This is a genomic window from Pseudomonas wadenswilerensis (assembly GCF_900497695.1).
GTDB lineage: Bacteria > Pseudomonadota > Gammaproteobacteria > Pseudomonadales > Pseudomonadaceae > Aquipseudomonas > Aquipseudomonas wadenswilerensis.
This window is the reverse complement of the sequence record NZ_UIDD01000010.1, coordinates 772,047-795,497: the sequence shown is the minus strand read 5'-3', so window position 1 is coordinate 795,497 and position 23,451 is coordinate 772,047. Positions and strand designations below refer to the sequence as shown.

At 61.9% G+C, this 23,451-nt stretch carries 24 protein-coding genes; 18 read left to right on the top strand and 6 right to left on the bottom strand.

Translation table 11 applies throughout. The annotated features are described in order from the left end of the window. Positions 1-135 precede the first annotated feature (135 nt). On the bottom strand, positions 136-693 hold the full coding sequence (locus tag CCOS864_RS22665) for a L,D-transpeptidase family protein (protein ID WP_115088467.1): 558 nt from the start codon (positions 691-693) through the stop codon (positions 136-138). 21 nt (positions 694-714) lie between these two features. Then, positions 715-1,269 (bottom strand): NUDIX hydrolase, encoded by a 555-nt coding sequence (locus CCOS864_RS22660; protein WP_115088466.1) that lies wholly within the window; start codon positions 1,267-1,269, stop codon positions 715-717. Between the two features lie 134 nt (positions 1,270-1,403). On the opposite strand from CCOS864_RS22660, the gene CCOS864_RS22655 reads away from it, so the two are divergent. The 5 genes from CCOS864_RS22655 to purT all read left to right on the top strand — a co-directional run bounded on the left by CCOS864_RS22655 (position 1,404) and on the right by purT (position 4,584). Beyond that, positions 1,404-2,003, top strand: coding sequence for a CoA pyrophosphatase (locus CCOS864_RS22655; protein ID WP_010220257.1), 600 nt, complete (start codon positions 1,404-1,406; stop codon positions 2,001-2,003). A 43-nt stretch (positions 2,004-2,046) separates the two neighbouring features. Next, on the top strand, positions 2,047-2,571 hold the full coding sequence (locus tag CCOS864_RS22650; protein ID WP_115088465.1) for a gamma carbonic anhydrase family protein: 525 nt from the start codon (positions 2,047-2,049) through the stop codon (positions 2,569-2,571). Then, positions 2,571-2,774, top strand: coding sequence for a DUF1289 domain-containing protein (locus CCOS864_RS22645; protein ID WP_115088464.1), 204 nt, complete (start codon positions 2,571-2,573; stop codon positions 2,772-2,774). The genes CCOS864_RS22650 and CCOS864_RS22645 overlap by 1 nt, the downstream gene beginning before the upstream one ends. Before the next feature lie 63 nt (positions 2,775-2,837). Further along, a complete protein-coding gene (locus CCOS864_RS22640) occupies positions 2,838-3,305 on the top strand; it encodes a VUT family protein (RefSeq protein ID WP_115088463.1) in 468 nt (155 codons plus the stop codon). Positions 3,306-3,402: 97 nt separating this feature from the next. Then, entirely contained in the window at positions 3,403-4,584 is a 1,182-nt protein-coding gene (purT, locus tag CCOS864_RS22635; RefSeq protein WP_115088462.1) for a formate-dependent phosphoribosylglycinamide formyltransferase, read from the top strand. Positions 4,585-4,679: 95 nt separating this feature from the next. Here purT and CCOS864_RS22630 read toward each other — a convergent pair whose 3' ends face one another. The 3 genes from CCOS864_RS22630 to CCOS864_RS22620 all read right to left on the bottom strand — a co-directional run bounded on the left by CCOS864_RS22630 (position 4,680) and on the right by CCOS864_RS22620 (position 8,289). Next, entirely contained in the window at positions 4,680-5,984 is a 1,305-nt protein-coding gene (locus CCOS864_RS22630; RefSeq protein ID WP_115088461.1) for an MFS transporter, read from the bottom strand. Positions 5,985-6,248: 264 nt separating this feature from the next. Continuing rightward, a complete protein-coding gene (locus CCOS864_RS22625) occupies positions 6,249-7,463 on the bottom strand; it encodes a transporter associated domain-containing protein (RefSeq protein ID WP_115088460.1) in 1,215 nt (404 codons plus the stop codon). 13 nt (positions 7,464-7,476) lie between these two features. Next, complete coding sequence (locus CCOS864_RS22620) at positions 7,477-8,289, bottom strand: cytochrome C assembly family protein (protein WP_115088459.1); 813 nt, start codon at positions 8,287-8,289, stop codon at positions 7,477-7,479. A gap of 196 nt (positions 8,290-8,485) precedes the next feature. Between CCOS864_RS22620 and ffh the strand changes: the two genes are divergently transcribed. The 6 genes from ffh to CCOS864_RS22590 all read left to right on the top strand — a co-directional run bounded on the left by ffh (position 8,486) and on the right by CCOS864_RS22590 (position 12,547). Continuing rightward, a complete protein-coding gene (gene ffh / locus CCOS864_RS22615; RefSeq protein ID WP_115088458.1) occupies positions 8,486-9,862 on the top strand; it encodes a signal recognition particle protein in 1,377 nt (458 codons plus the stop codon). A gap of 238 nt (positions 9,863-10,100) precedes the next feature. After that, positions 10,101-10,352 (top strand): 30S ribosomal protein S16, encoded by a 252-nt coding sequence (gene rpsP / locus CCOS864_RS22610; RefSeq protein WP_028942918.1) that lies wholly within the window; start codon positions 10,101-10,103, stop codon positions 10,350-10,352. A gap of 5 nt (positions 10,353-10,357) precedes the next feature. After that, positions 10,358-10,894: a ribosome maturation factor RimM gene (rimM, locus tag CCOS864_RS22605; RefSeq protein ID WP_115088457.1), complete on the top strand. Its 537-nt coding sequence runs from the start codon at positions 10,358-10,360 to the stop codon at positions 10,892-10,894. 3 nt (positions 10,895-10,897) lie between these two features. Continuing rightward, positions 10,898-11,650, top strand: a complete 753-nt coding sequence (gene trmD / locus CCOS864_RS22600; protein WP_038996822.1) for a tRNA (guanosine(37)-N1)-methyltransferase TrmD — start codon at positions 10,898-10,900, stop codon at positions 11,648-11,650. Positions 11,651-11,693: 43 nt separating this feature from the next. After that, a complete protein-coding gene (gene rplS / locus CCOS864_RS22595) occupies positions 11,694-12,044 on the top strand; it encodes a 50S ribosomal protein L19 (RefSeq protein WP_115088456.1) in 351 nt (116 codons plus the stop codon). Between the two features lie 95 nt (positions 12,045-12,139). Further along, a complete protein-coding gene (locus CCOS864_RS22590) occupies positions 12,140-12,547 on the top strand; it encodes an acyl-CoA thioesterase (RefSeq protein WP_115088455.1) in 408 nt (135 codons plus the stop codon). Positions 12,548-12,621: 74 nt separating this feature from the next. Here CCOS864_RS22590 and CCOS864_RS22585 read toward each other — a convergent pair whose 3' ends face one another. Next, positions 12,622-14,418, bottom strand: a complete 1,797-nt coding sequence (locus CCOS864_RS22585) for a cation:proton antiporter (RefSeq protein WP_115088454.1) — start codon at positions 14,416-14,418, stop codon at positions 12,622-12,624. 76 nt (positions 14,419-14,494) lie between these two features. Between CCOS864_RS22585 and xerD the strand changes: the two genes are divergently transcribed. The 7 genes from xerD (at position 14,495) to CCOS864_RS22550 (ending at position 23,450) form a co-directional block, all read left to right on the top strand. After that, positions 14,495-15,391 carry a site-specific tyrosine recombinase XerD gene (gene xerD, locus CCOS864_RS22580; RefSeq protein ID WP_115088453.1) on the top strand — a complete coding sequence of 299 codons (897 nt, stop codon included), beginning with the start codon at positions 14,495-14,497 and terminating at the stop codon, positions 15,389-15,391. A gap of 105 nt (positions 15,392-15,496) precedes the next feature. Then, complete coding sequence (locus tag CCOS864_RS22575) at positions 15,497-19,837, top strand: RHS repeat-associated core domain-containing protein (protein ID WP_115088452.1); 4,341 nt, start codon at positions 15,497-15,499, stop codon at positions 19,835-19,837. Continuing rightward, a complete protein-coding gene (locus tag CCOS864_RS22570; RefSeq protein WP_115088451.1) occupies positions 19,837-20,361 on the top strand; it encodes a hypothetical protein in 525 nt (174 codons plus the stop codon). The genes CCOS864_RS22575 and CCOS864_RS22570 overlap by 1 nt, the downstream gene beginning before the upstream one ends. A 59-nt stretch (positions 20,362-20,420) precedes the next feature. Further along, positions 20,421-20,741 carry a hypothetical protein gene (locus CCOS864_RS22565; protein WP_115088450.1) on the top strand — a complete coding sequence of 107 codons (321 nt, stop codon included), beginning with the start codon at positions 20,421-20,423 and terminating at the stop codon, positions 20,739-20,741. Positions 20,742-20,880: 139 nt separating this feature from the next. Beyond that, on the top strand, positions 20,881-21,159 hold the full coding sequence (locus CCOS864_RS22560; protein ID WP_115088449.1) for a hypothetical protein: 279 nt from the start codon (positions 20,881-20,883) through the stop codon (positions 21,157-21,159). A 178-nt stretch (positions 21,160-21,337) separates the two neighbouring features. Beyond that, positions 21,338-22,066, top strand: a complete 729-nt coding sequence (gene dsbC, locus CCOS864_RS22555; RefSeq protein WP_115088448.1) for a bifunctional protein-disulfide isomerase/oxidoreductase DsbC — start codon at positions 21,338-21,340, stop codon at positions 22,064-22,066. 79 nt (positions 22,067-22,145) lie between these two features. Then, on the top strand, positions 22,146-23,450 hold the full coding sequence (locus tag CCOS864_RS22550; protein ID WP_036994034.1) for a homoserine dehydrogenase: 1,305 nt from the start codon (positions 22,146-22,148) through the stop codon (positions 23,448-23,450). Position 23,451 lies beyond the last annotated feature (1 nt).

Below are 23,451 nucleotides of genomic sequence, written 5' to 3'. Positions count from 1 at the left end.
AATATCCAGGTGCGTGGATTTTATGGGCGCTACTATTCGAATAGATGTGCTACCGGGCCGGTAGATGGGTAGGGCTGAAGCCTGAGTTGTGCGGGAAACTTCCGACTTATTTGTCGGAAGTAGCCTGGAGAGTGATCAGGGACGGATTTCGATCATGGTGCCGTCCGGCACCATGTTCCACACCTCGCGCATGTCGCGGTTGGTCATGGCGATGCAGCCTTCGGTCCAGTCCAGGGTGTGGAACACCTCTTCCGGGTACTCCTCGCTCAGGGGCGTGCCGTGGATCATGATCATCCCGCCCGGCGGGACACCTTCGCGACGGGCGCGCGCGGCGTCGCTGATGTTTGGGTAGGACACGTGCATGGCCAGGTTGTAGCGGTCGCTCTGCTTGCGCCAGTCGATCCAGTAGAAACCTTCGGGGGTGCGCTTGTCGCCTTCCTGCACCTTGGCGCCCTTGGGCTGCTTGCCCAGGGAGATGCGGTAGGTTTTCAGCGGCGTGCCACCACTGATCAGTTGCAGGCGCCGCTCCGACTTGATCACCAGGATCTTGTCGATCATCGCAGGCCGTGGCTGTTGCGGTTGCAGTGGCGAAGGCGCGGTCTTGTCGACCGGCCGGGTGATGATGGTTTCGGTGAAACCCGCCTGGGACATCGAAGCCACACTGAGGCAGAAAAGGGCAAGCAACCAGCGCATGAAACGATATCCCTGAGAAAGCTAGGTATTGGGTGACGGGACGAGCATGGGTGAAAGGCATTCGTTGCCAATCGGGAAGCGCTGCTCGATGCGGTCACGATAATAGCATTCTAGGGTACGACTGACGGTGCGGAAAGCCAGCTCGTCCCAGGGGATTTCACTTTCGTCGAAAAGCCGCACTTCCAGGCTCTCGACGCCGACGGCGAAGTCCAGGTCGGCGAGCTCGGCGCGGAAAAACACATGCACCTGGTTGATGTGCGGCAGGTCGAACAGCTGGTACAGGCTCGCCGCCCCGACACGGGCGCAGGCTTCCTCGATGGTTTCCCGGCGCGCGGCTTGTTCCACCGTCTCGCCGTTCTCCATGAACCCGGCGGGCAAGGTCCAGTAGCCGCGGCGCGGTTCGATGGCGCGACGGCACAAGAGTACCTGGCTGCCCCAGGTCGGCAGTACCCCGGCGACGATGTTGGGGTTCTGATAATGAATGGTCTGGCAGTGATCACAGACATAGCGCAGGCGGGTATCGCCTTCGGGAACACGCTGAATTACCTGATTGCCACACGCGCTACAGAATTTCATGCTTTTATTCCTGTTAGGTGCGCCTATCTTGGCGCCACTGTCACCGGGGCCGCAAGCCGGATCGTCGCCGGGACTTGGGCGGCCCGCGGCTTTGGTGCATCATGCAAGACAGGCTTTGGAATCGAGAGAGAGCAATGCTGGACGAGCTACTGCGCCGCGTGAGCAGTCATACGCCGAGTACCCTGGAGACGGACCGACGTTTTCCCGAGGCCGCCGTGTTATTGCCCATCACCCGCAGCGAAGAGCCGGAACTGGTGTTGACCCTGCGCGCCAAAGGGCTGTCGACCCACGGCGGCGAGGTGGCTTTTCCCGGTGGGCGCCGCGACCCGGAAGACCCCGACCTGATCTTTACCGCACTACGTGAAGCCGAAGAAGAAATCGGCCTGCCGCCGGGCCTGGTGGAAATCATCGGCCCACTGAGCCCGCTGATTTCCCTGCATGGGCTGAAAGTGACGCCTTTCGTCGGGCTGATCCCCGATTTTGTCGAGTACCAGGCCAACGACGCCGAGATTGCCGCGGTGTTCACCGTGCCGCTGGAATTCTTCCGCCAGGACCCGCGCGACCATACCCACCGTATCGATTATCAGGGCCGCAGCTGGTACGTGCCCAGCTATCGGTATGGCGAGTACAAGATCTGGGGCCTGTCGGCGATCATGATCGTCGAGCTGGTCAACTTGCTTTACGATGCCAACATCAGCCTGCATCAGCCGCCTGAACGCTTTACCCCAATTTGAGCGGGACCACCCGCCAGCCATGCCGCACCGTGAGGAACCACGCATGAAATACCGTCTGGGCGACCTGCGGGTCGAAACCCATCCGCGCAGCTGGGTTGCGCCCACCGCCACGCTGATCGGCAAGGTGCGCCTGCAGGCCGGTGCCAACGTCTGGTTCGGCGCGGTGCTGCGCGGCGATAACGAACTGATCGACATCGGCGAGAACAGCAACGTCCAGGACGGCACGGTGATGCACACCGACATGGGCTCGCCGCTGACCCTGGGCAAGGGCGTGACCGTCGGTCACAACGCCATGCTCCACGGTTGCTCGGTCGACGACTACAGCCTGATCGGCATCAACGCGGTGATCCTCAACGGCGCGCGGATCGGCAAGTACTGCATTATCGGCGCCAATGCGCTGATCCCCGAAGGCAAGGAGATTCCCGACGGCTCGCTGGTCATGGGCTCGCCGGGCAAAGTCGTGCGTGAGCTGACCGACGCGCAGAAAAAACTGCTCGAAGCCAGCGCCGCCCACTATGTGCACAACGCCGAGCGTTATGCCCGCGACCTGGCCCCGCAGGAGGATTGATGAGTACGCCTGAACGCCCGGTGGCCTCGCCCTGCGTGCAGATCTGCGCGCTGGACGACGATGATATCTGCACCGGCTGCCAGCGCACCGCCGCTGAAATCACCCGCTGGGGGCGGATGGACAACATTGAGCGCCGCCAGGTGCTCAAGCTGTGCCATGAGCGTGCAGTCGCTGCCGGGCTGATCTTCAGCGTCGGCGCATGATCCGCCCCTTGGCCGCCGGCAGTCGCTGCAGTACCCTGTAGCGCTTGCCCAGCGGTCGATCCCATGTTCTTTCTGATTGCCTATATCAGCAGCGTAGTGCTGATCAACTACGCCTTCTCCAGTGCCCCGCACCTGGATGTCATCTGGTCTGCCTGGGGCGGCCTGGTGTTCATCCTGCGCGACATGGTCCAGACCCGCTTCGGCCATGGTGCGCTGATCGCCATGCTGGCGGCCCTGGTGCTGTCCTATATCACCTCGGAGCCGGCCATTGCCCTGGCCAGTGCCACCGCCTTTGCCGTGTCCGAATGCATCGACTGGCTGGTGTTCACCCTTACCAAACGGCCCTTGCATGATCGCCTGTGGCTGAGTTCGGCACTGAGCATTCCGATCGACACCTTTATCTTCTTCGGCATGATCGGGGCCCTGACCCCGGCCGTGGTCGGCACCGCCATGGCGTCGAAATTCGCCGGTGTCACCGTGGTCTGGCTGGCCATGGCCTGGCGCGTGCGCAAACGGGTGGTCACCGGCTGAGGCCAGCGGCCGCGGTTCATGTAAAATGGCGCTCCTTTTCACCGGGTTGCACCGAGTACGGGGCGGCCCAGGATGTTCTTCCCTCTGAGGACCTGAAATGACCCGTATCGGAACCCCATTGTCGCCGACCGCGACCCGCGTACTGCTCTGTGGCTGCGGCGAGCTGGGCAAGGAAGTGGTGATCGAGCTGCAACGCCTGGGCGTTGAAGTGATTGCCGTGGACCGTTACGCCAATGCCCCGGCCATGCAGGTGGCCCATCGCAGCCACGTGATCAACATGCTCGACGGCGCCGCCCTGCGGGCAGTGATCGAGGCCGAGAAGCCGCATTACATCGTCCCGGAAATCGAAGCCATCGCCACCGCGACCCTGGTCGAGCTGGAAAACGAAGGCTTCACCGTGGTGCCGACCGCCCGCGCCGCGCAGTTGACCATGAACCGCGAAGGCATCCGTCGCCTGGCAGCGGAAGAGCTGGACCTGCCGACCTCGCCCTATCATTTCGCCGATACCTTCGAGGCGTATTCCAAGGCTGTCGAAGACCTGGGTTTCCCGTGCGTGGTCAAGCCGGTCATGAGCTCGTCGGGCAAGGGCCAGAGCCTGCTGCGCAGCGCTGACGACCTGCACAAGGCCTGGGACTACGCCCAGGAAGGCGGGCGTGCCGGCAAGGGCCGGGTGATCATCGAAGGCTTTATCGATTTCGACTACGAAATTACCCTGCTGACCGTTCGTCATGTCGGCGGTACTACCTTCTGCGCACCGGTCGGCCACCGTCAGGAAAAGGGCGATTACCAGGAATCCTGGCAGCCGCAGGCGATGAGCCCGGTGGCCCTGGCCGAGTCCGAACGGGTGGCCAAGGCGGTTACCGAGGCGCTGGGCGGTCGTGGGTTGTTCGGTGTCGAGTTGTTCGTCAAAGGCGACCAGGTGTGGTTCAGCGAAGTTTCGCCGCGCCCGCACGACACCGGCCTGGTGACCCTGATTTCCCAGGACCTGTCGCAATTTGCCCTGCATGCGCGGGCGATTCTGGGCTTGCCGATCCCGCTGATTCGCCAGTTCGGCCCGTCGGCGTCGGCGGTGATCCTGGTTGAAGGTCAGTCGCAGCAGACTGCATTCGATAACCTGGGCGCGGCGTTGAGCGAGCCGGACACCGCGATTCGCCTGTTCGGCAAACCTGAGGTCAATGGCCAGCGGCGCATGGGCGTGTGCCTGGCCCGTGACGAGTCGATCGAAGCTGCCCGCGCCAAGGCAACCCGTGCTTCGCAGGCGGTCAAGGTAGAGTTCTAAACCTCATCCATCGCCGGCAAGGCCGGCTCCCACAATTGCGCCATCCCTGTGGGAGCTGGCCTTGCCGGCGATGGGCTGCACAGCAGCCCCGCTTGTCAAAGCTCCGAGTGCCGCGTCTCTTTCAGGCACAACACCGCAATCAGGCTCAGCACAGCCGCCGCCGACACATACCCGCCGACCCAGCTCAAACCGCCCATCGCCACCAGCTTCTGGGCAAAGAACGGCGCCGCCGAGGCCCCGACAATCCCGCCCAGGTTATAGGCTGCCGACGCCCCGGTGTAACGCACGTGGGTGGGGAACAGCTCAGGCAGCAATGCCCCCATCGGCGCGAAAGTCACGCCCATCAAGAACAGCTCGATGGCCAGGAACAACGCCACCCCCGTGGTCGAACCCGAGGTCAGCAGCGGCTCCATGGTAAAGCCCGAAGCGATCGCCAGCAGGCCACCGACAATCAGCACCGGCTTGCGCCCGTAACGATCGCTGAGCCAGGCCGACAGTGGCGTGGCCAGGGCCATGAACAGGACCGCGAAGCACAGCAGGCCGAGGAAGGTCTCACGGCTGTAGCCCAGGGTCGAAACGCCATAGCTGAGCGAAAACACCGTCGAGATGTAGAACAGCGCATAGCACACCACCATGGCCCCAGCACCCAGCAGGGTAGGGGCCCAGTACTGGGCAAACAGCTCGACCACCGGCATTTTCACCCGCTCGTGACGAGCCACGGCCTTGGCGAACACCGGCGTTTCTTCCAGCTTCAGGCGCACGTACAGGCCAACCATGACCAGAGCGGCGCTGAGCAGGAACGGAATGCGCCAGCCCCAACTGCGGAACTGCTCATCGGTCAGCAGCATGGCCAGGGTCAGGAACAGGCCGTTAGCCGCCAGAAAACCAATCGAAGGGCCTAACTGCGGGAACATGCCGAACCAGGCGCGCTTGCCCTTGGGCGCATTCTCGGTGGCCAGCAGCGCCGCACCGCCCCATTCGCCGCCCAAGCCCAGGCCCTGGCCGAAGCGCAGCACGCAGAGCAGGATCGGCGCCCAGGCACCGATACTGTCGTAGCCGGGCAGTACGCCGATCAGGGTGGTACAGACCCCCATCAGCAGTAGCGAGGCCACCAGGGTCGATTTACGCCCGACCCGGTCGCCAAAGTGGCCGAACAGCGCCGAGCCCAGGGGCCGGGCCAGGAAGGCAATACCGAAGGTCAGGAAGGCCGAGAGCATCTGTGCGGTGCCCGACGTCTGCGGGAAGAACACCGGGCCGATCACCAGCGCTGCCGCCGTGGCGTACACGTAGAAGTCGTAGAACTCGATGGCGGTGCCGATGAAGCTGGCCGTGGCGACCCGCGCTGGCGAGTTGCCGGGGCTGGCCTGGGCGGTATCGGAGTAGGTGCTGCTGGTCGTCATGCGATTATCCCTGACAGTCGAGAGCTCCATGGGCATGGCCGCAGGCCTGGTGAACAGGCAGGCAAGGGCGTGCGCCGAAGCGAATTGTTATGGTCGCGCAACTGAACATACGCCCTTTGGGGATGGGGGCGGGCGCGGGCAAGGCTCGGGGTGTGAACCAGTACCGCTATTGCGCGCAATATTCAGTCAGGCTGACTGGCCGTGTGACGCCGGTGCGGGTAGCGGGCGAGACGGCTGGGGCTGGGTAAGCGTTGCTGAGTATAGCTAGCGCTTGAGCGTCCAGACCAGTATGCGGCTGGCACAATTGTCCTCGGTTTCGAGGATTTCCAGGCGATAACGGCCGATTTTCAGGCATACCGCGCTTGCCGGAATGCTTTCCAGGGCTTCGGTGACCAGGCCGTTGAGGGTTTTTGGCCCATCGCTGGGCAGGTGCCAGCCCAGGGTACGGTTCAGCTCGCGGATCGACACGTTGCCTTCGATGACGAAGCGCCCGTCGGCTTGCGGGTGAATGTGCGGGTTGTCGAGGCTGTGCTCGTCTTCGAATTCGCCGACGATTTCTTCGAGGATGTCTTCCAGGGTGACGATGCCGAGCACTTCACCGTACTCGTCGACCACCACGCCCAGGCGCCGCTGTTGCTTGTGGAAGTTGAGCAATTGCAGCTGCAGCGGCGTGCTTTCCGGCACGAAGTAGGGTTCGTAGCAGGCTGCTTGCAGTGTTTCGCGGGTCAGCTCGGCCTTGGGCAGCAGGTGGCTGATCAGCTTGGTGTTGAGGATCGCTTCAACCTGGTTGATGTCGCTGTGGTAGACCGGCAGGCGGGTGTGGCGGCTGATGATCAACTGCTCGATGATCGCCTCGATCGACTCATCGAGGTTGATGCCGTCGACATCGTTGCGCGGCACCAGGATGTCGTTGACGGTGATTTTGTCCAGCGCCAGCAGGCTTTCGGGCAGGTTCAGGCGCTGGTCGGTGTCGGGTTCATCGGCGGCGTAGCTGTCGGCATCGTCGTTGTCGTGCACGGCCACGGCATGGCTTTGCACGCGAAACGGGCGCAGTAGCAGGCGCGCGCAGCCATCGAGCAGCCAGGCCAGGGGTTGCAGCAGCTTGAGCGGCACCTTGAGCAGGCTGTTGCCCAGGCCAATGAAGGCCTGCGGGTTACGTCGGGCCAGTTGCCGCGGCAGGTACTCGGCGACGATCAGCAGCAGCGCTGCGGCACCCAGGCCCGCCAGCCAGAAGCCGTGTTCGCCGCTGTAACGCTGGCCGATCAGGCAGGCCAGGGCCAGCACCAGCAGCTTGCCCAGGGTCGAGCACAGCACCAGGGCCTGGGGGGTAACGGCAAGGTCGGGGTGTGCGCCGGTCTGGGCGTTGCGCCGCGCACCATTGAGCTGATGCTGGGCGGCGTCCACCGCAGTGAATAACGCCGACCAGAGCAGTGCCAGTGCCAATACGCCGAGTAGCGGTCCTAACGGCAGAGCGTCCATTTACCTGTGCTCGTCAGATATGCAGGATGAATTCGCGTACCAGCTTGCTGCCAAAATAGGCCAGCATCAGCAGGCAGAAACCGGCCAGGGTCCAGCGGATCGCCTTGTGCCCGCGCCAGCCGAGGCGGGTGCGGCCCCACAGCAGTACGCTGAAGACGATCCAGGCCAGGCAAGCCAGCAGGGTCTTGTGCACCAGGTGCTGGGCGAACAGGTTGTCGAGGAACAGCCAGCCGGAGAGCAGCGACAGCGACAGCAGGCCCCAGCCGGCCCAGAGGAAGCCGAACAGCAGGCTTTCCATGGTCTGCAGCGGCGGGAAGTTCTTGATCAGCCCGGACGGGTGTTTGTGCTTGAGCTGGTGATCCTGCAACAGCAGCAGCAAGGACTGGACCACGGCGATGGTGAACATGCCGTAGGCCAGGATCGACAGCAGGATATGCGCGAGGATGCCCGGCTCTTCGTTGATCAGCGGCACTGTGCCCGACGGCGCGAACTGGGCGATCAGAGCCGTGGTCATGCCCAGCGGGAACAGCAACAGCAGCAGGTTCTCCACCGGAATGCGCAGGCAGGCCAGCAGGGTCAGGGCGATCACTGCAGTGGCGATCAGGCTGGCGGCGCTGAAGAAGTCCAGGCTCAGGCCCAGGGGCGTGAGCAGTTGCCAGAACAGCGCGGTGCCCTGGGCGATGACCGCCAGTGCGCCAAGCAGGCCGAGCAGGCGTTTGTCGGCCTTGGTGCCCTGGGCCAGGCGTGAGCCTTGATAGAAGGTCGCGGCGGCATACAGGCAGGCGGCGATGAGATTGGGTAGCAAGCTGGGTGACAAGGGGAGCATAAGTCCTGTTAGGCAAGCCCGAAAGAGAATGAGTTTGGCATAGATCGCGCCCGCCTAGGAAGACTGCCAGCCGACGGCATGGTGTGCGCTGGGCCAAGTCTTCGTTATAATCGCCGACCTGCCCCTGCCCAAGGCCGGCCGAATACGCCAGAGGCAGCTGATAAACCTCGGTTCTACAGAGCCCGAAAGGATCACCATGTTTGAAAACCTGACCGACCGTCTGTCACAGACGCTGCGCCATGTCACCGGCAAGGCCAAGCTGACCGAAGACAACATCAAAGACACCCTGCGTGAAGTGCGCATGGCGTTGCTCGAGGCTGACGTCGCCCTGCCGGTGGTCAAGGATTTCGTCAACAAGGTCAAGGAGCGTGCGGTCGGCACCGAGGTGTCGCGCAGCCTGACCCCGGGCCAGGCGTTCGTGAAGATCGTCCAGGCCGAGCTCGAAGGCCTGATGGGCGCCGCCAACGAAGACCTGGCGCTCAACGCCGCGCCGCCTGCGGTGGTGCTGATGGCCGGTCTGCAGGGTGCGGGCAAGACCACCACCGCCGGCAAGCTGGCGCGCTTTCTTAAAGAGCGCAAGAAGAAGACCGTGATGGTGGTGTCGGCCGACGTCTACCGTCCGGCGGCGATCAAGCAGCTGGAAACCCTGGCGGGCGACATCGGCGTGACCTTCTTCCCGTCCGATATCAGCCAGAAGCCGGTGGCCATTGCTGAAGCGGCAATCCGCGAAGCCAAGCTCAAGTTCATCGACGTGGTCATCGTCGACACCGCCGGTCGTCTGCACATCGACACCGAAATGATGGCCGAGATCAAGGACCTGCACGCCGCGGTCAAGCCGATCGAGACGTTGTTCGTGGTCGACGCCATGACCGGCCAGGACGCCGCCAACACCGCCAAGGCCTTCGGCGACGCGCTGCCGCTGACCGGTGTGATCCTCACCAAGGTCGACGGTGACGCCCGTGGCGGTGCCGCGCTGTCGGTGCGCGCCATTACCGGCAAGCCGATCAAATTCATCGGTATGGGCGAGAAGAGCGACGCGCTCGAGCCGTTCCACCCCGACCGTATCGCTTCGCGCATCCTTGGCATGGGCGACGTGCTCAGCCTGATCGAGCAGGCCGAACAGACCCTCGACAAGGAAAAGGCCGACAAACTGGCCAAGAAGCTGAAGAAGGGCAAGGGCTTCGACCTCGAAGACTTCCGCGACCAGCTGCAACAAATGAAGAACATGGGTGGCCTGGGCGGCCTGATGGACAAGCTGCCGAGCATCGGCGGCGTCAACCTGGCCCAGATGGGCAGCGCCCAGGGCGCCGCCGAGAAGCAGTTCAAGCAGATGGAAGCGATCATCAACTCGATGACCCCGGCCGAGCGCCGCGACCCTGAGCTGATCAGCGGTTCGCGCAAACGCCGTATCGCCCTCGGTTCCGGCACCCAGGTGCAGGACATCGGCCGTCTGATCAAGCAACACAAGCAGATGCAGAAGATGATGAAGAAGTTTTCTGCCAAAGGCGGCATGGCCAAAATGATGCGCGGCCTGGGTGGCATGATGCCCGGCGGCGGCATGCCCAAGCTGTAACCCCATTCGGATCGGCGGCCTGGAAACGGGCCGACGATCGGAACCCCGCCCCGGCGGGAACACCGCTGCCTTTATATAGAGGCAGCACGAACCGCAGATCTGCAGGCTGGCCTTTTTACCTGGCGTAAAAAGGCATTTGCAAAAGTCCGTGTATTCCTTGAGAATATGCGGCCTTTCGGGCACCCGTGTGCCCGCTGTGCATTATGATTTGCAGCACCGACTACAGGAACGATGTTCAATGCTAACCATCCGTCTTGCCCGTGGTGGCTCTAAAAAGCGCCCATTCTACACCCTGACCGTGACCGACTCGCGTAACCCGGTTACCGGTTCGCACATCGAGCAGGTTGGTTTCTTCAACCCTATCGCTCGTGGCCAGGAAGTTCGCCTGTCCGTTAAACAAGACCGCGTTGCTCACTGGCTGAGCGTTGGCGCACAGCCATCCGAGCGCGTTGCAAAACTGCTGAAAGATGCTGCTAAGGCTGCTGCCTGAATAGTATGAGCGCGACGCCAGAAAAAGCTGATGACCTGATCGTCGTCGGCAAGATTTTTTCGGTTCACGGCGTTCGCGGCGAGGTAAAGGTCTTTTCCTTTACCGATCCGATTGAAAACCTGTTGGATTACCCTAACTGGACGCTTCGGCACGAAGGGAAGGTAAAACAGGTCGAGCTGGTCAGTGGCCGTTCCACTCAAAAGGACCTGGTCGCCAAGCTCAAAGGCCTCGACGATCGTGATGAAGCCCGTCTTCTGAGCGGTTATGAGATTTGTATCTCGCGTAGCCTTTTGCCCAACCTGTCTGCCGACGAGTACTACTGGTACCAGTTGGTGGGTCTGAAAGTCATCAATCAGGACGAACAGCTGTTCGGCAAGATTGATCACCTGTTGGAGACCGGCGCGAACGATGTAATGGTGGTCAAGCCCTGCGCGGGCAGCCTGGATGATCGAGAACGCCTGTTGCCTTATACCGGGCAATGCGTGTTGAAGATCGACCTGGTTGCAGGCGAAATGAGGGTCGAATGGGACGCGGACTTCTAAGCAATGGCCAGCCTGCGCGTAGACGTCATCACGCTGTTCCCCGAGATGTTCTCGGCCATCAGTGAGTACGGCATTACCAGCCGCGCGGTGAAACAGGGGTTGTTGCAACTGACCTGCTGGAATCCGCGGGACTACACCACAGATCGTCACCATACGGTAGATGATCGGCCGTTTGGCGGTGGTCCGGGCATGGTGATGAAGATCAAGCCTCTGGAAGACGCCCTGGTGAATGCCAGGCAGGCAACCGGAGAGGCGGCAAAGGTGATTTACCTGAGCCCACAAGGCCGCAAGCTGACTCAGTCGGCGGTCAAAGACCTGGCGAAGCACGAATCGTTGATTCTGATAGCCGGTCGATATGAAGGCATCGACGAGCGCTTTATTGAAGCTCATGTCGATGAAGAGTGGTCGATTGGAGACTATGTCCTGTCTGGCGGCGAGCTGCCGGCGATGGTCCTGATCGATGCGGTTACACGACTGCTGCCCGGAGCTTTAGGGCATGCGGACTCGGCGGAGGAAGACTCCTTCACCGATGGTCTGCTTGATTGCCCGCACTACACCCGACCTGAGGTGTATGCGGATCAGCGTGTTCCCGACGTGTTGCTTAGTGGCAACCATGCACACATCCGGCGATGGCGTTTACAGCAGTCCCTTGGGCGGACCTATGAACGACGCGTCGATCTTCTGGAAAGTCGCTCACTTTCTGGAGAAGAGAAGAAGCTGCTGGCGGAATACCTCCGTGAGCGGGACGATAGTTAACGTATCGATGGTAAATCCAGTTGATTTACCTTAGGAGCACAGCATGACCAACAAAATCATTCTTGCACTCGAAGCAGAGCAGATGACCAAAGAGATCCTGACCTTTGCCCCGGGCGACACCATCGTCGTTCAGGTGAAAGTGAAGGAAGGCGATCGTTCGCGTCTGCAGGCTTTCGAAGGCGTTGTAATCGCCAAGCGTAACCGTGGTGTGAACAGTGCTTTCACTGTTCGCAAGATCTCCAACGGTGTTGGCGTAGAGCGTACTTTCCAGACCTACAGCCCGCAAATCGACAGCCTGGCCGTGAAACGTCGTGGTGACGTGCGTAAAGCCAAGCTGTACTACCTGCGCGACCTGTCCGGTAAAGCCGCTCGCATCAAGGAAAAACTGTCCTGAGGACAGCTTGACCGGTGGCTGCGGCCACCATGCGAAAAAAGCAGCCTTCGGGCTGCTTTTTTGTTGTCTGAAATTTGTTTGCCGATATGAAGCCCATGACCCCCAGAGAGCAGGAAATCGAACGCCGCACCGAACTGTCGGTGACCCGCGTGACCAAGGCGGTATTCCCGTCCACCACCAACCACCACAACACCCTGTTCGGCGGCACCGCGCTGGCCTGGATGGACGAAGTGTCGTTCATCGCCGCGACGCGTTTCTGCCGTTTGCCGCTGGTGACCGTGTCCACCGACCGCATCGACTTCAAGCACCCGATTGCCGCAGGTTCCATCGTCGAGCTGGTTGGGCGGGTGGCGACGGTAGGTAACACCAGCCTCAAGGTCGAGGTCGAGGTGTTTGTCGAGAGCATGAGCTGTGACAGCCGCGAGAAGGCTATCCACGGCCTGTTCAGCTTTGTCGCCATTGATGAAGACAAGCGCCCGGTGCCGGTACTGCCCGGTTTCTGACCATCCTGTAGGAGCGGGCTTGCCCCGCGATAATGTGCAGGCTTCACCGGCCTCATCGCGGGGCAAGCCCGCTCCTACTGCGGCTGAATCAACGCCACCAGCGTCCACCCTGGCCCAGGCTTCAGCACACTGTCCGGCCCGAACACATGCACCCAGCCGCTGCCATCGCGGGCAAACAGCGGGTTCGCCCGCTCGCCATGCAGCGCCTGATAGTCCGCCCATCCAAAGGTTTCGGTCAGGTGCGTGCTGTACAGCTCCGCTCCGTTGTTGAGCAAACCGGCCAACTGCCCGTAGGTCAGCGGCTGGCTCCCCAGCGTCTGCCCGCGATGCTCATCGCTGGCCCGGTGCTTGTCGCTGCGCTTGGCCTCCAGGCCGCTGGCCAGGACAAACAGCCGCTGCGGGCCAAAGTCATGGCGAAAACGGGTGCAGGCCAGGGTATTGAGCTCGCCCGCCGGCGACAGCCCGAGCAGATGGCCCAGGCCCACCAGGTCCAGGTGCGCATCGGCATGCTGCGAGGCAGGGTGGCCAAAGTAAGTCGGCAAGCCCTCCATGCGCGCGGCGCGGATGTTTTCCCAGCTGGAATCGGCCAGCAGCACCCGGCAATCCAGCTGCTGCAGGGCCTTGGCCACGGCCCGGGCCAGCGGGTTGGCGCCGACGATCAGAAAGCCGCTGGGGGCGGGCTCGGCAACCTTGAGCAGGCGCGCCAATGGCCGCGAGGTGGCGCTCTGCAGCACCACGGTGCCGATGATCACGGCGAAGGTCAGCGGCACCAGCAACAGGGCGCCTGCATGTCCGGCTTCGTCCAGGCGAATGGCAAAAATCGCCGACACTGCTGCGGCAACGATGCCGCGTGGGGCGATCCAGGCGAGCAGGGCGCGTTCGCGCCAGTTCAGTTGCGAACCAAAGGTCGACAACGCGACGTTCAGCGGCCGGGCAACGAACTGGATGACCAGCAGCAAGGCCAGTACCGCCGGGCCCAGGCCAATCAGGGCATCCAGGTCCAGGCGCGCAGCCAGGAGGATGAACAGCCCGGAGATCAGCAGCACGCTGAGGTTCTCCTTGAAGTGCAGGATCTGTCGTACATCCACGCCCTTCATGTTCGCCAGCCACATGCCCATGAGGGTGACCGCCAGCAGTCCCGACTCGTGCATTACCTGGTTGGAGGCAATGAAAATCCCCAGCACCGCCGCCAGCGAAGCCAGATTGTGCAGATACTCCGGTAACCACTGGTGACGGATTACCTGGCCCAGCAACCAGCCGCCGGCCACGCCGAAACCGCTGCCGCAGACAATCACCCCGGCAAAGGTCACCAGGCTATGGCTCAGGCCCTCGCCGGCGGCGCTGGCGATGATGAAGCTGTACACCACCACCGCCAGCAGCGCGCCGATCGGATCGATGACGATGCCTTCCCAGCGCAGGATGTTGGCGATGGCCGCCTTGGGCCGCACCACCCGCAACATCGGTACGATCACCGTCGGCCCGGTGACCAGGGTCAGGGTGCCGAACAGGGTAGCCAGCATCCAGTCAAAACCCAGCAGCCAATGGGTGGCCAGGGTAATCAGCAACCAGGTCGACAGCGCACCGAGGGTGACCATGCGCTGTACCACGCTGCCGATGTCTTTCCACTGCGACAGGTGCAGGGTCAAGCTGCCCTCGAACAGGATCAGCGCCACCGCCAGTGATACCAGCGGCATCAGCAGCGGGCCGAACAATTCTTGCGGGTCGAGCCAGCCGAGCACGGGGCCGGCGAGAATGCCGCTGAGCAGCAGGAAAAGAATCGCTGGCAGTTTCAGGCGCCAGGCCAGCCACTGGCAGCACAATGCGGCCAGACCGATACCACCAAATGCCAGCAATATCTGTTGTTCGTTCATTCAGGCTCCCTATGCCGGCAGTGTTATGGAAGACTAGCGGCAATTCGTCGTTTTCGTCGCCTGCCGCAGAGTTGTCATGCCCGCTATTGAACATCCGCTTATCGATCAGTTCCTTGACGCCCTGTGGCTGGAAAAGGGCCTGGCCGACAACACCCGCGATGCCTACCGCAGCGACCTGGCGCTGTTCAACGGCTGGCTCAAGGAGCAGGGCGTCGAGTTGCCCAATGCCGGGCGCGAACTGATCCTCGATCACCTGGCCTGGCGCCTGGAACAGGGCTACAAGCCGCGTTCGACGGCACGCTTTCTCTCCGGTGTGCGAGGGTTTTATCGCTACTTGCTGCGGGAAAAACTGATTGGCGTCGACCCGACCCTGCAGGTGGAAATGCCGCAACTGGGTCGGCCGTTGCCCAAATCCCTGTCGGAAGCCGACGTCGAGGCCTTGTTGCAGGCGCCGGACCTGAGCGAGCCGATCGGCCAGCGCGACCGCGCCATGCTCGAAGTGCTCTACGCCTGTGGTTTGCGCGTCACCGAACTGGTCAGCCTGACCCTCGACCAGGTCAACCTGCGCCAGGGCGTGCTGCGGGTGATGGGCAAGGGCAGCAAGGAACGCCTGGTGCCCATGGGCGAAGAGGCGGTGGTGTGGATCGAGCGTTACCTGCGTGACGGCCGTAACGAGCTGCTCGGCGGGCGCCCCAGCGATGTGCTGTTCCCCAGCCAGCGCGGCGAGCAGATGACCCGCCAGACCTTCTGGCACCGCATCAAGCACCAGGCGTTGGTGGCCGGTATCGACAAGAGCCTGTCGCCGCACACGCTGCGCCACGCCTTTGCCACCCACCTGCTCAACCACGGCGCCGACCTGCGGGTGGTGCAGATGCTGCTGGGCCACAGCGACCTGTCGACCACCCAGATCTACACCCATGTGGCCCGTGCGCGGCTGCAGGAACTACACGCTTTGCATCACCCTCGGGGTTGACGCTCGGGCGATCATCCAGCAGATTCCGACACCTCAAACGCTCGATATGGAAATCAAGCATGACCAGGTTCAAGTGCCCTGCAGCCGTGCCGTTGCCGGTCAGTAATGTCTGACGCCCTGTGGGCCGCCCGCCAGGGCGATGCGCTGATGCACACCTCGATGATGGCCGACATCGTCAGCGGCGTGCTGGAGGTGGCCGCCAACGTCGCCATCGGCGTGCTGGCCACCGCGGCGGTGACGGCGGCGCTGGGCCTGACCGTGGTCACCGGCGGCCTCGGCTGCTTCGTGCTCGGCGCGGTGGTGGGTATCGTGGTCGGCGTGGCCATGAGCAAGACCGGGGCCGACAAGGGTTTAAGCAGTTTATGCGAGGGCATCGGCAACTTTTTGTTCCCGCCCTCGGTGCAGGCCAACATCCTCACCGGCTCGAAGAACACCCACACCAATGGCAAACCGGCCGCCCGCGCTGCAGGTGTCATCGTTGCCGCCGCGGCGCCCGCTGGCAGCGACGCGGCTCAGCCGCCGGCCGAGGAGGAGGAAGAAAGCTTCCTCGACATGGCCAAGGGCTTTTTCTCGCAGATGTGGCGGCCTACGGTCGCCAGCCCGGCGCCGAACACCGAGCCTGCCGACGACGACAAGATCCTCTGCAGCAAGCACCCGCCGATGCCGCCGCAGTACCTGGCCGAAGGCTCGAGCAAGGTCACCATCAACGGCCATCCGGCCTGTCGCAGCGGCGATCGCAGCACCTGCGAGGCGGTGATCGTCGACGCCGGGCTGGTCTCCGATAACGTGCGCATCGGCGGCGGCTCGATCGTGGTCCGCGAGATTCGCAGCGGCAAGACCCCGGGCATCGGCCTGGCGATTACCGCCTTGATGATGCTGCGCGGGCGCGGCGGCAAGTTCTACAGCAAGTTCGGCTGCATGGCGATTGGCGGCATCAGCAGCGCCGTCACCAGCCAGGTGACCGGCGCGATCACCAACGCCATCGCCGGCTCACCCAACCCGGTCCACAGCCCCACAGGCGCCAAGTTGTTGAGCGGCGAAGCCGAACTCGATTTCAGCCTGCCCGGACTGATCCCGCTGGACTGGCAGCGCTACTACAACAGCCGGGATGAACGCCGCGACGGCCTGTTTGGCGCTGGCTGGAGCGTCGACTACGAAGTCTTCGTCGCCATCGAAGCGCACCCTGAAGGCGGCGAGCGCCTGCTGTTCACCGACGAACAGGCACGGGTCGTCGACATGGGCCATATCCCTCGTGGTGATGCCGTGTTCAGCGCCGGCGAAGGCCTCAGCGTGCGTCGCGCGCACAATGGCGAGTTGCTGATCGAAAGCGTCGACGGCCTCTATCGCCTGTTCCAGCCAACCCCGGGTAACCCGCAACGCCTGCGCCTGGCGCAACTGGGTGACCGCAACGACAACCGCATCTACCTGGACTACGACACCAGCGGACGATTACTACGCTTGCGTGACACTTTCGATGAGGTCCAGGTGCAGCTGGTTTACAGCGCCCAGTGGCCGGCACGGGTCAGCCATATCGAGCGCCTGTACCGCGACGAGTCGAGCGAACTGCTGGTCAGCTATGCCTACGACGGCAACGGCGACCTGGCGGAAGTGCGCGACGCCAGCGGCCAGGTGCAACGACGCTTCGCCTATGACCAGGGCCGGCGCATGGTCGAGCACCAGTTGCCCAGCGGCCTGCGCTGCTTCTACGAATGGACTCGTGCTGCAGACGACTGGCGCGTGACCCGACACTGGACCGACGACGGCGACGAATACCGCTTCGACTACGACCTCGAAGCCGGCATCACCCGGGTCACCGACGGCCTGCAGCGGGTCAGCAGCCGCCACTGGAACCCGCAGTACCAGATCACCCAGTACACCGACGCCCTCGGCCACACCTGGCATTTCGAGTGGAACGACGAACGCCAGCTACTGGCCGCGACCGACCCGCAGGGCGGGCAATGGCAGTATCTGTACGATGAATCCGGCAACCTCTGCGAAAGCATCGACCCACTGGGCCGCAGCGAGGCGACCCAGTGGCTGGAACACTGGTCGCTGCCCCGGGTACAGACCGACAAGGCCGGCAAGCGCTGGAGCTATCGCTACGACCAGCGCGGCAACTGCAGCAGCGAAACCGACCCGCTGGGCCACACCACCCGCTACCGCCATGACGAACGCGGCCAGGTGGTGGAGATCATCGATGCGGCGGGCAAGCACAAGCACCTGCGCTGGAACGAATTGGGCCTGCTGATTGAGCAGGTCGATTGCTCAGGGTATCCGACCCGCTTCAGCTATGACCGGCGCGGGCATCTGCAGGCTGTCACCGATGCCCTCGGCGAACGCATGGAGTATTCGTACGACCATAAGGGAAGGCTGCTCAAAAGGGTGCTGCCCGACGGCCGCAGTGAACATTACCTGCACAATGCGCGCGGCCTGCTGGATCGTTACATCGACCTGGCCGGGCATCCCACTCATTACCGCCATGACCGTCGTGGTCAGGTATGCGAGCGAATCGATGCCCATGGCCGCAACGTACAGCTTGCCTACGATGCCTACGGTCGTCTTCAGGCCCTGACCAATGAAAATGGTGAAACCTACCGGTTTGCCTGGGACCTGGGGGATCGCCTGACGCTGCAGCAGAATCTGGATGGCAGTGCCAAGCGCCTTTGCTATGACGCCCTCGATGACATCCGCCAGGTGCAATTCATCCCGGCGCCGGATGGCAGTCATCAGCAACCAATCACCCACAAGCTGGAGCGGGATGCGGCGGGGCGGTTGATCGCAAGGCATACCGATGATGGTCTTGCTTCGTATGCTTATGACCCTCTCGATCAACTGACGGCGGTGAGCTTTACCGACAACATGGGCAACAGCGAACAACTGGCCTTCGCTTATGATGCTTTCGGCCAACTTGTCGAAGAACACAGTGCCAATGGTGTGCTGAAGCATCACTACGACGAACTCGGCAACCTGATCCAGAGCCAGCTGCCTGATGGTCGCTGGCTCAACCGGCTGTATTACGGCAGCGGTCACCTGCATCAGCTAAATCTCGACGGCAAGGTGATCAGCGACTTCGAGCGCGACCGCCTGCACCGCGAAGTGCTGCGCACCCAGGGGCGTATCAGTACCCGCAGCGAGTACGACCGCAGCGGTCGTTTGCGTTCACGGCTGCGCCGCCCCAACCACCAGCCGCCGCAACTGCCGGCTGCGGTGCAGCAACGTTTCGACTTCGATCCCGCAGACAACCTGATCAGCCGCTTCAACCAGCAGCCCGGTAGCCAGCACCAGCAATTACTGCATTACGATGCCAGCGGGCGGATCATGGCCAGCCAGGACGCCGGCCAGGGCCAAAGTGAAGCCTTCGCCTACGACGCCGCCGCCAACCTGCTCGATGGGCCGCAAGCCGGCATCGGCCTGGTGCGCCATAACCGCGTGCTCACCTACCAGGACAAACGCTATCGCTACGACGGCTTCGGCCGCCTGATCGAGAAACGCAGCAGCCGGCGTGGCATCCAGCACTTCAGCTACGACGCCGAGCACCGCCTGATCCAGGTGCGCAGCCAGCACGGCGGTCGTAAGCGAGTGCTGAACATGCGCTACGACCCGCTAGGGCGGCGTGTCGAGAAAAGCGAATACGACGATCAGGGCAATCTGCTCGACCAGACCCGCTTCGCCTGGGATGGCCTGCGCTTGCTACAGGAGCATCGATACAGCCAGACCAGCCTGTACCTGTATGTTGAAGGCAGTCACGAGCCATTGGCGCGGGTTGACGGCACGGGGCTGCACCAACAGGTGCGCTACTACCATAACGATCTCAATGGCCTGCCCGAACAGCTGACGGATGACAGTGGCGAAGCAGTCTGGCAGGCGCGGTATCAGGTCTGGGGCAATACCCTGCAGGAAGTGCGCGAGGCGCATTTCATCGAGGAACAGAACCTCAGGTTTCAGGGCCAGTATCTGGACCGTGAGACGGGCCTGCACTACAACACGTTCCGGTTTTATGACCCGGATATCGGGCGGTTCACGCAGCCAGACCCGATTGGGTTGGCTGGCGGGATTAACCTTTATCAGTACGCCCCGAACCCCACTGGCTGGATAGATCCCTGGGGGCTTGAAGCAGTCTATGAAAACCCGGGCCACCACTATCCGGGTTACATGGCTGATCGTAAGGTACCTTTCAATTCGTCGAAGAGCATCCTGCCAGAACAGCATGAAGCGCTGTTCAAGAACAGTGTTGCCGATCCTGATGATCCAAAAACTCGCTGGACCAAGGTGGGCGAGGGGAAGAAGGCCGAATGGCATCGCTTTCAAAGCAGCGCACCCGATGGTACAAAACCATTCCACTGGAATGGTTCAACTGATGGGCTTGACATCAATGGACGTCCCCGAGCCATTGATAGGCGCAATGTTCCAAAATTTGCCAGAAATCTCAAAGGCTGTGCACTCTGATGAAACTCATCGGCAACAAAGCATCGATCGCCATCGAGTATGTCCTGACCGACAGTGTCGAACTGATGGGGCATGCTCGATTCTGGTTCAGTAATCAGCCGCTGGGGTCGTTGGAGGATCTGATCTACTTCGAAGGTTATCTGCTGGGTTGCCTTGAGGACTTGCTGCGTAAGCCAGGCCTGCCTGAGTGCTACGACTCCCCAAGTGTCTCGCAGACTTTCGCCTTGCTGGAAAAGGATCTTTCTTCGTTCGATGAGGAAGAAACTGAGGATTTCAGTGAGCGCGCCAGGCCGTTTTTTCTAACCTGTGGCACTTTGTTCGACGATTTCCTGGTGTTTTCTCATCGACGTAAACACACCTTCGGACGCGTCATTTGGAGGTTGGAAACCCCTGAGCAGGATCTGGTTTTCGCCGACTTGAAGGGCACCTCCCGTGCTGTTTGCAGTGGCGACTTTAGCTACCGGGAAGCAGGTGAATTGGCGAATCAACTGCGCGCTGTTCTACGCCGCGCCCAATCGACCTGAGTACTGCTCAAAAGTCGAACCAAAGCGGGCTCGCCGGATAGCCTGTGGAGGCTGGAGATATGAGAAAGACGGTGGAGGTCGCAGTGCATTGGACTGATGAGCATTTAGGCGGTAAAGCCGTCCTGCCTGACAAGACGCCCTACTACGTTACGACCGACCTGCTTAAAAATGAATCAGGGATAGAGACGAACTGGAGCCTAGTGTTGGAAATAGAACGCAATACAGAAGATGTCGGTAGCAGAACCGGTCTTGGTAAAGCCTATTTTCTAGTGGAGAGCGCGCCATCCTCTCTATTAAGAAAAGGACATTCTTTGAGCGTGTATGAAGGCGGACGGTACGTTGCAGTGGTTGAGGTGGTTGAGGTGGTTGACGTGGTTTAGCTGTAGCGGGCTGGGTGAGTAGCCGTTGCCGAATATTGGGAGATTAATATAGTTCAATTCCTGGCTGTAGATTATCTATTGGCATCTTCTGCAGATGCCGCCGTTTCGGTTGGTTTAAGTAAAGGCTAAGGTTTTTAAAATGCTGGACATCTCCTATCTGTCGGATGTACTGAGCGACAAGCCCTACCTTCAACTGAGTGACGCTGAGGTGAAGCGTGTGCAGGGCGCATTTATTGAATTGCGTGAAAAGACGGGGCTTTATATCGATCCTTATGGGCGATCCAGGATTTATCCCAGGCAGCAGAAGATGTTGATTGCGCTGCTGTTACAGGACATTGATCGCGATGTGTTTGCTTTTGTTGATTTTCTGAAAGTCTCCAGTGATGCAGATGAGGTCTTGCTGGCAGACGGTGATTGATAGCTGAGGTAGACGCTGACCGCTGGCGCACGCAGCCTTGCGCTCCCGATCGAGCACGCCTCCGACCGCCGCCGCTTCTGTGGTAGGCTTGGGCGGTTTGCACCGAGGGCCGCAATGACACCCCGTTTTCAGTACGGGCGTGCTGCATCCGGCCCCCTGTCCGCCTTCAGGAGTTCCCATGCGCGTGACCCAGATTTTCGCCGCCGCCGCCCTGGCGCTGGTCAGTACTTTTGCCGCTGCCACCGACAACGCCGAGCAGGCGATCCGCAAGACCCTGCAGTCCCTGGAACTGGGCGTGCCGGTCGACAGCGTTGCCACCAGCCCGCTCAACGGTCTGTATGAAGTCAAGCTCGAAGGCGGCCGCGTGCTGTACGCCAGCGCCGACGGCCAGTTCGTCATGCAGGGCTACCTGTTCCAGATCCAGGACGGCAAGCCGGTCAACCTGACCGAGAAGACCGAACGACAGGCCATCGCCAAGACTATTAATGCCATTCCAGCGGCCGAGATGGTGGTTTATCCTGCCAAGGGCGAAACCAAGTCGCACATCACGGTGTTTACCGACACCACCTGCCCGTACTGCCACAAGCTGCACGCCGAAGTGCCTGAGCTCAACCGTCGCGGTATCGAAGTGCGCTACGTCGCCTTCCCGCGTCAGGGCCTGGGTTCGCCGGGTGACGAGCAGTTGCAGGCGGTCTGGTGCTCGAGCGACCGCAAGGCGGCGCTGGACAAGATGATCGACGGCAAGGAAATCAAGGCCGCCAAGTGCGCCAACCCGGTCGGCAAGCAGTTCGCCCTGGGCCAGTCGATCGGCGTCAACGGTACGCCGGCCATCGTCCTGGAAAACGGCCAGGTGATTCCGGGCTACCAGCCGGCACCGCAAGTGGCCAAGCTGGCCCTGGCCAAGTAATTCAATCTGAAGCCGTCACCTTGGGGTGGCGGCAGTTTCACGATCGGCTGCCAGCCGGTCGTTTCATGGGGAGTTCACAGTGAAACCGGTCAAAGTAGGCATCTGTGGGTTGGGGACCGTCGGTGGCGGTACCTTCAATGTACTTCAGCGTAACGCCGAGGAGATCGCCCGCCGTGCCGGGCGTGGTATTGAAGTGGCACAGATTGCCATGCGTTCGCCAAACCCGAATTGCCAGATTACCGGTACCCCCATTACCGCTGATGTGTTCGAGGTCGCAACGAACCCGGAAATCGACATTGTCATCGAGCTGATCGGCGGCTACACCATCGCCCGCGAACTGGTGCTCAAGGCCATCGACAACGGCAAGCACGTGGTCACCGCCAACAAGGCGCTGATTGCCGTGCACGGCAACGAGATTTTCGCCAAGGCTCGCGAGAAGGGCGTCATCGTCGCTTTCGAAGCGGCCGTAGCCGGCGGTATCCCGGTGATCAAGGCGATCCGCGAAGGTCTCTCGGCCAACCGTATCAACTGGGTGGCCGGGATCATCAACGGCACCGGCAACTTCATCCTCACCGAAATGCGTGAAAAAGGCCGTGCGTTCCCCGACGTGCTGGCCGAAGCCCAGGCCCTGGGTTACGCCGAAGCCGATCCGACCTTCGACGTCGAAGGCATCGATGCCGCGCACAAGCTGACCATCCTGGCGTCCATCGCCTTTGGTATCCCGCTGCAGTTCGACAAGGCCTACACCGAAGGCATCACCCAGCTGACCACCGCTGACGTGAACTACGCCGAAGCGCTGGGCTACCGCATCAAGCACCTGGGCGTGGCCCGCAGCACTGCCAACGGCATCGAACTGCGCGTGCACCCGACGCTGATCCCGGCCGATCGCCTGATCGCCAACGTCAATGGCGTGATGAACGCAGTGATGGTCAACGGTGACGCTGCCGGTTCCACCTTGTTCTACGGCGCCGGCGCCGGCATGGAACCGACCGCTTCGTCGGTGGTGGCTGACCTGGTCGACGTGGTTCGCGCCATGACCTCCGACCCGGAGAACCGTGTACCGCACCTGGCCTTCCAGCCAGACTCGCTGTCGGCCCACCCGATCCTGCCGATCGAAGCTTGCGAAAGCGCCTACTACCTGCGCATCCAGGCCAAGGATCATCCGGGCGTGCTGGCCCAGGTGGCGAGCATCCTCTCCGAGCGCGGCATCAACATCGAATCGATCATGCAGAAGGAAGTCGAGGAACAGGACGGCCTGGTGCCCATGATCCTGCTCACTCATCGAGTGGTCGAACAGCGCATGAATGATGCCATCACCGCCCTGGAAGCCCTGCAGGATGTGGTCGGCAACGTGGTGCGTATCCGCGTCGAACAACTCAACTGAC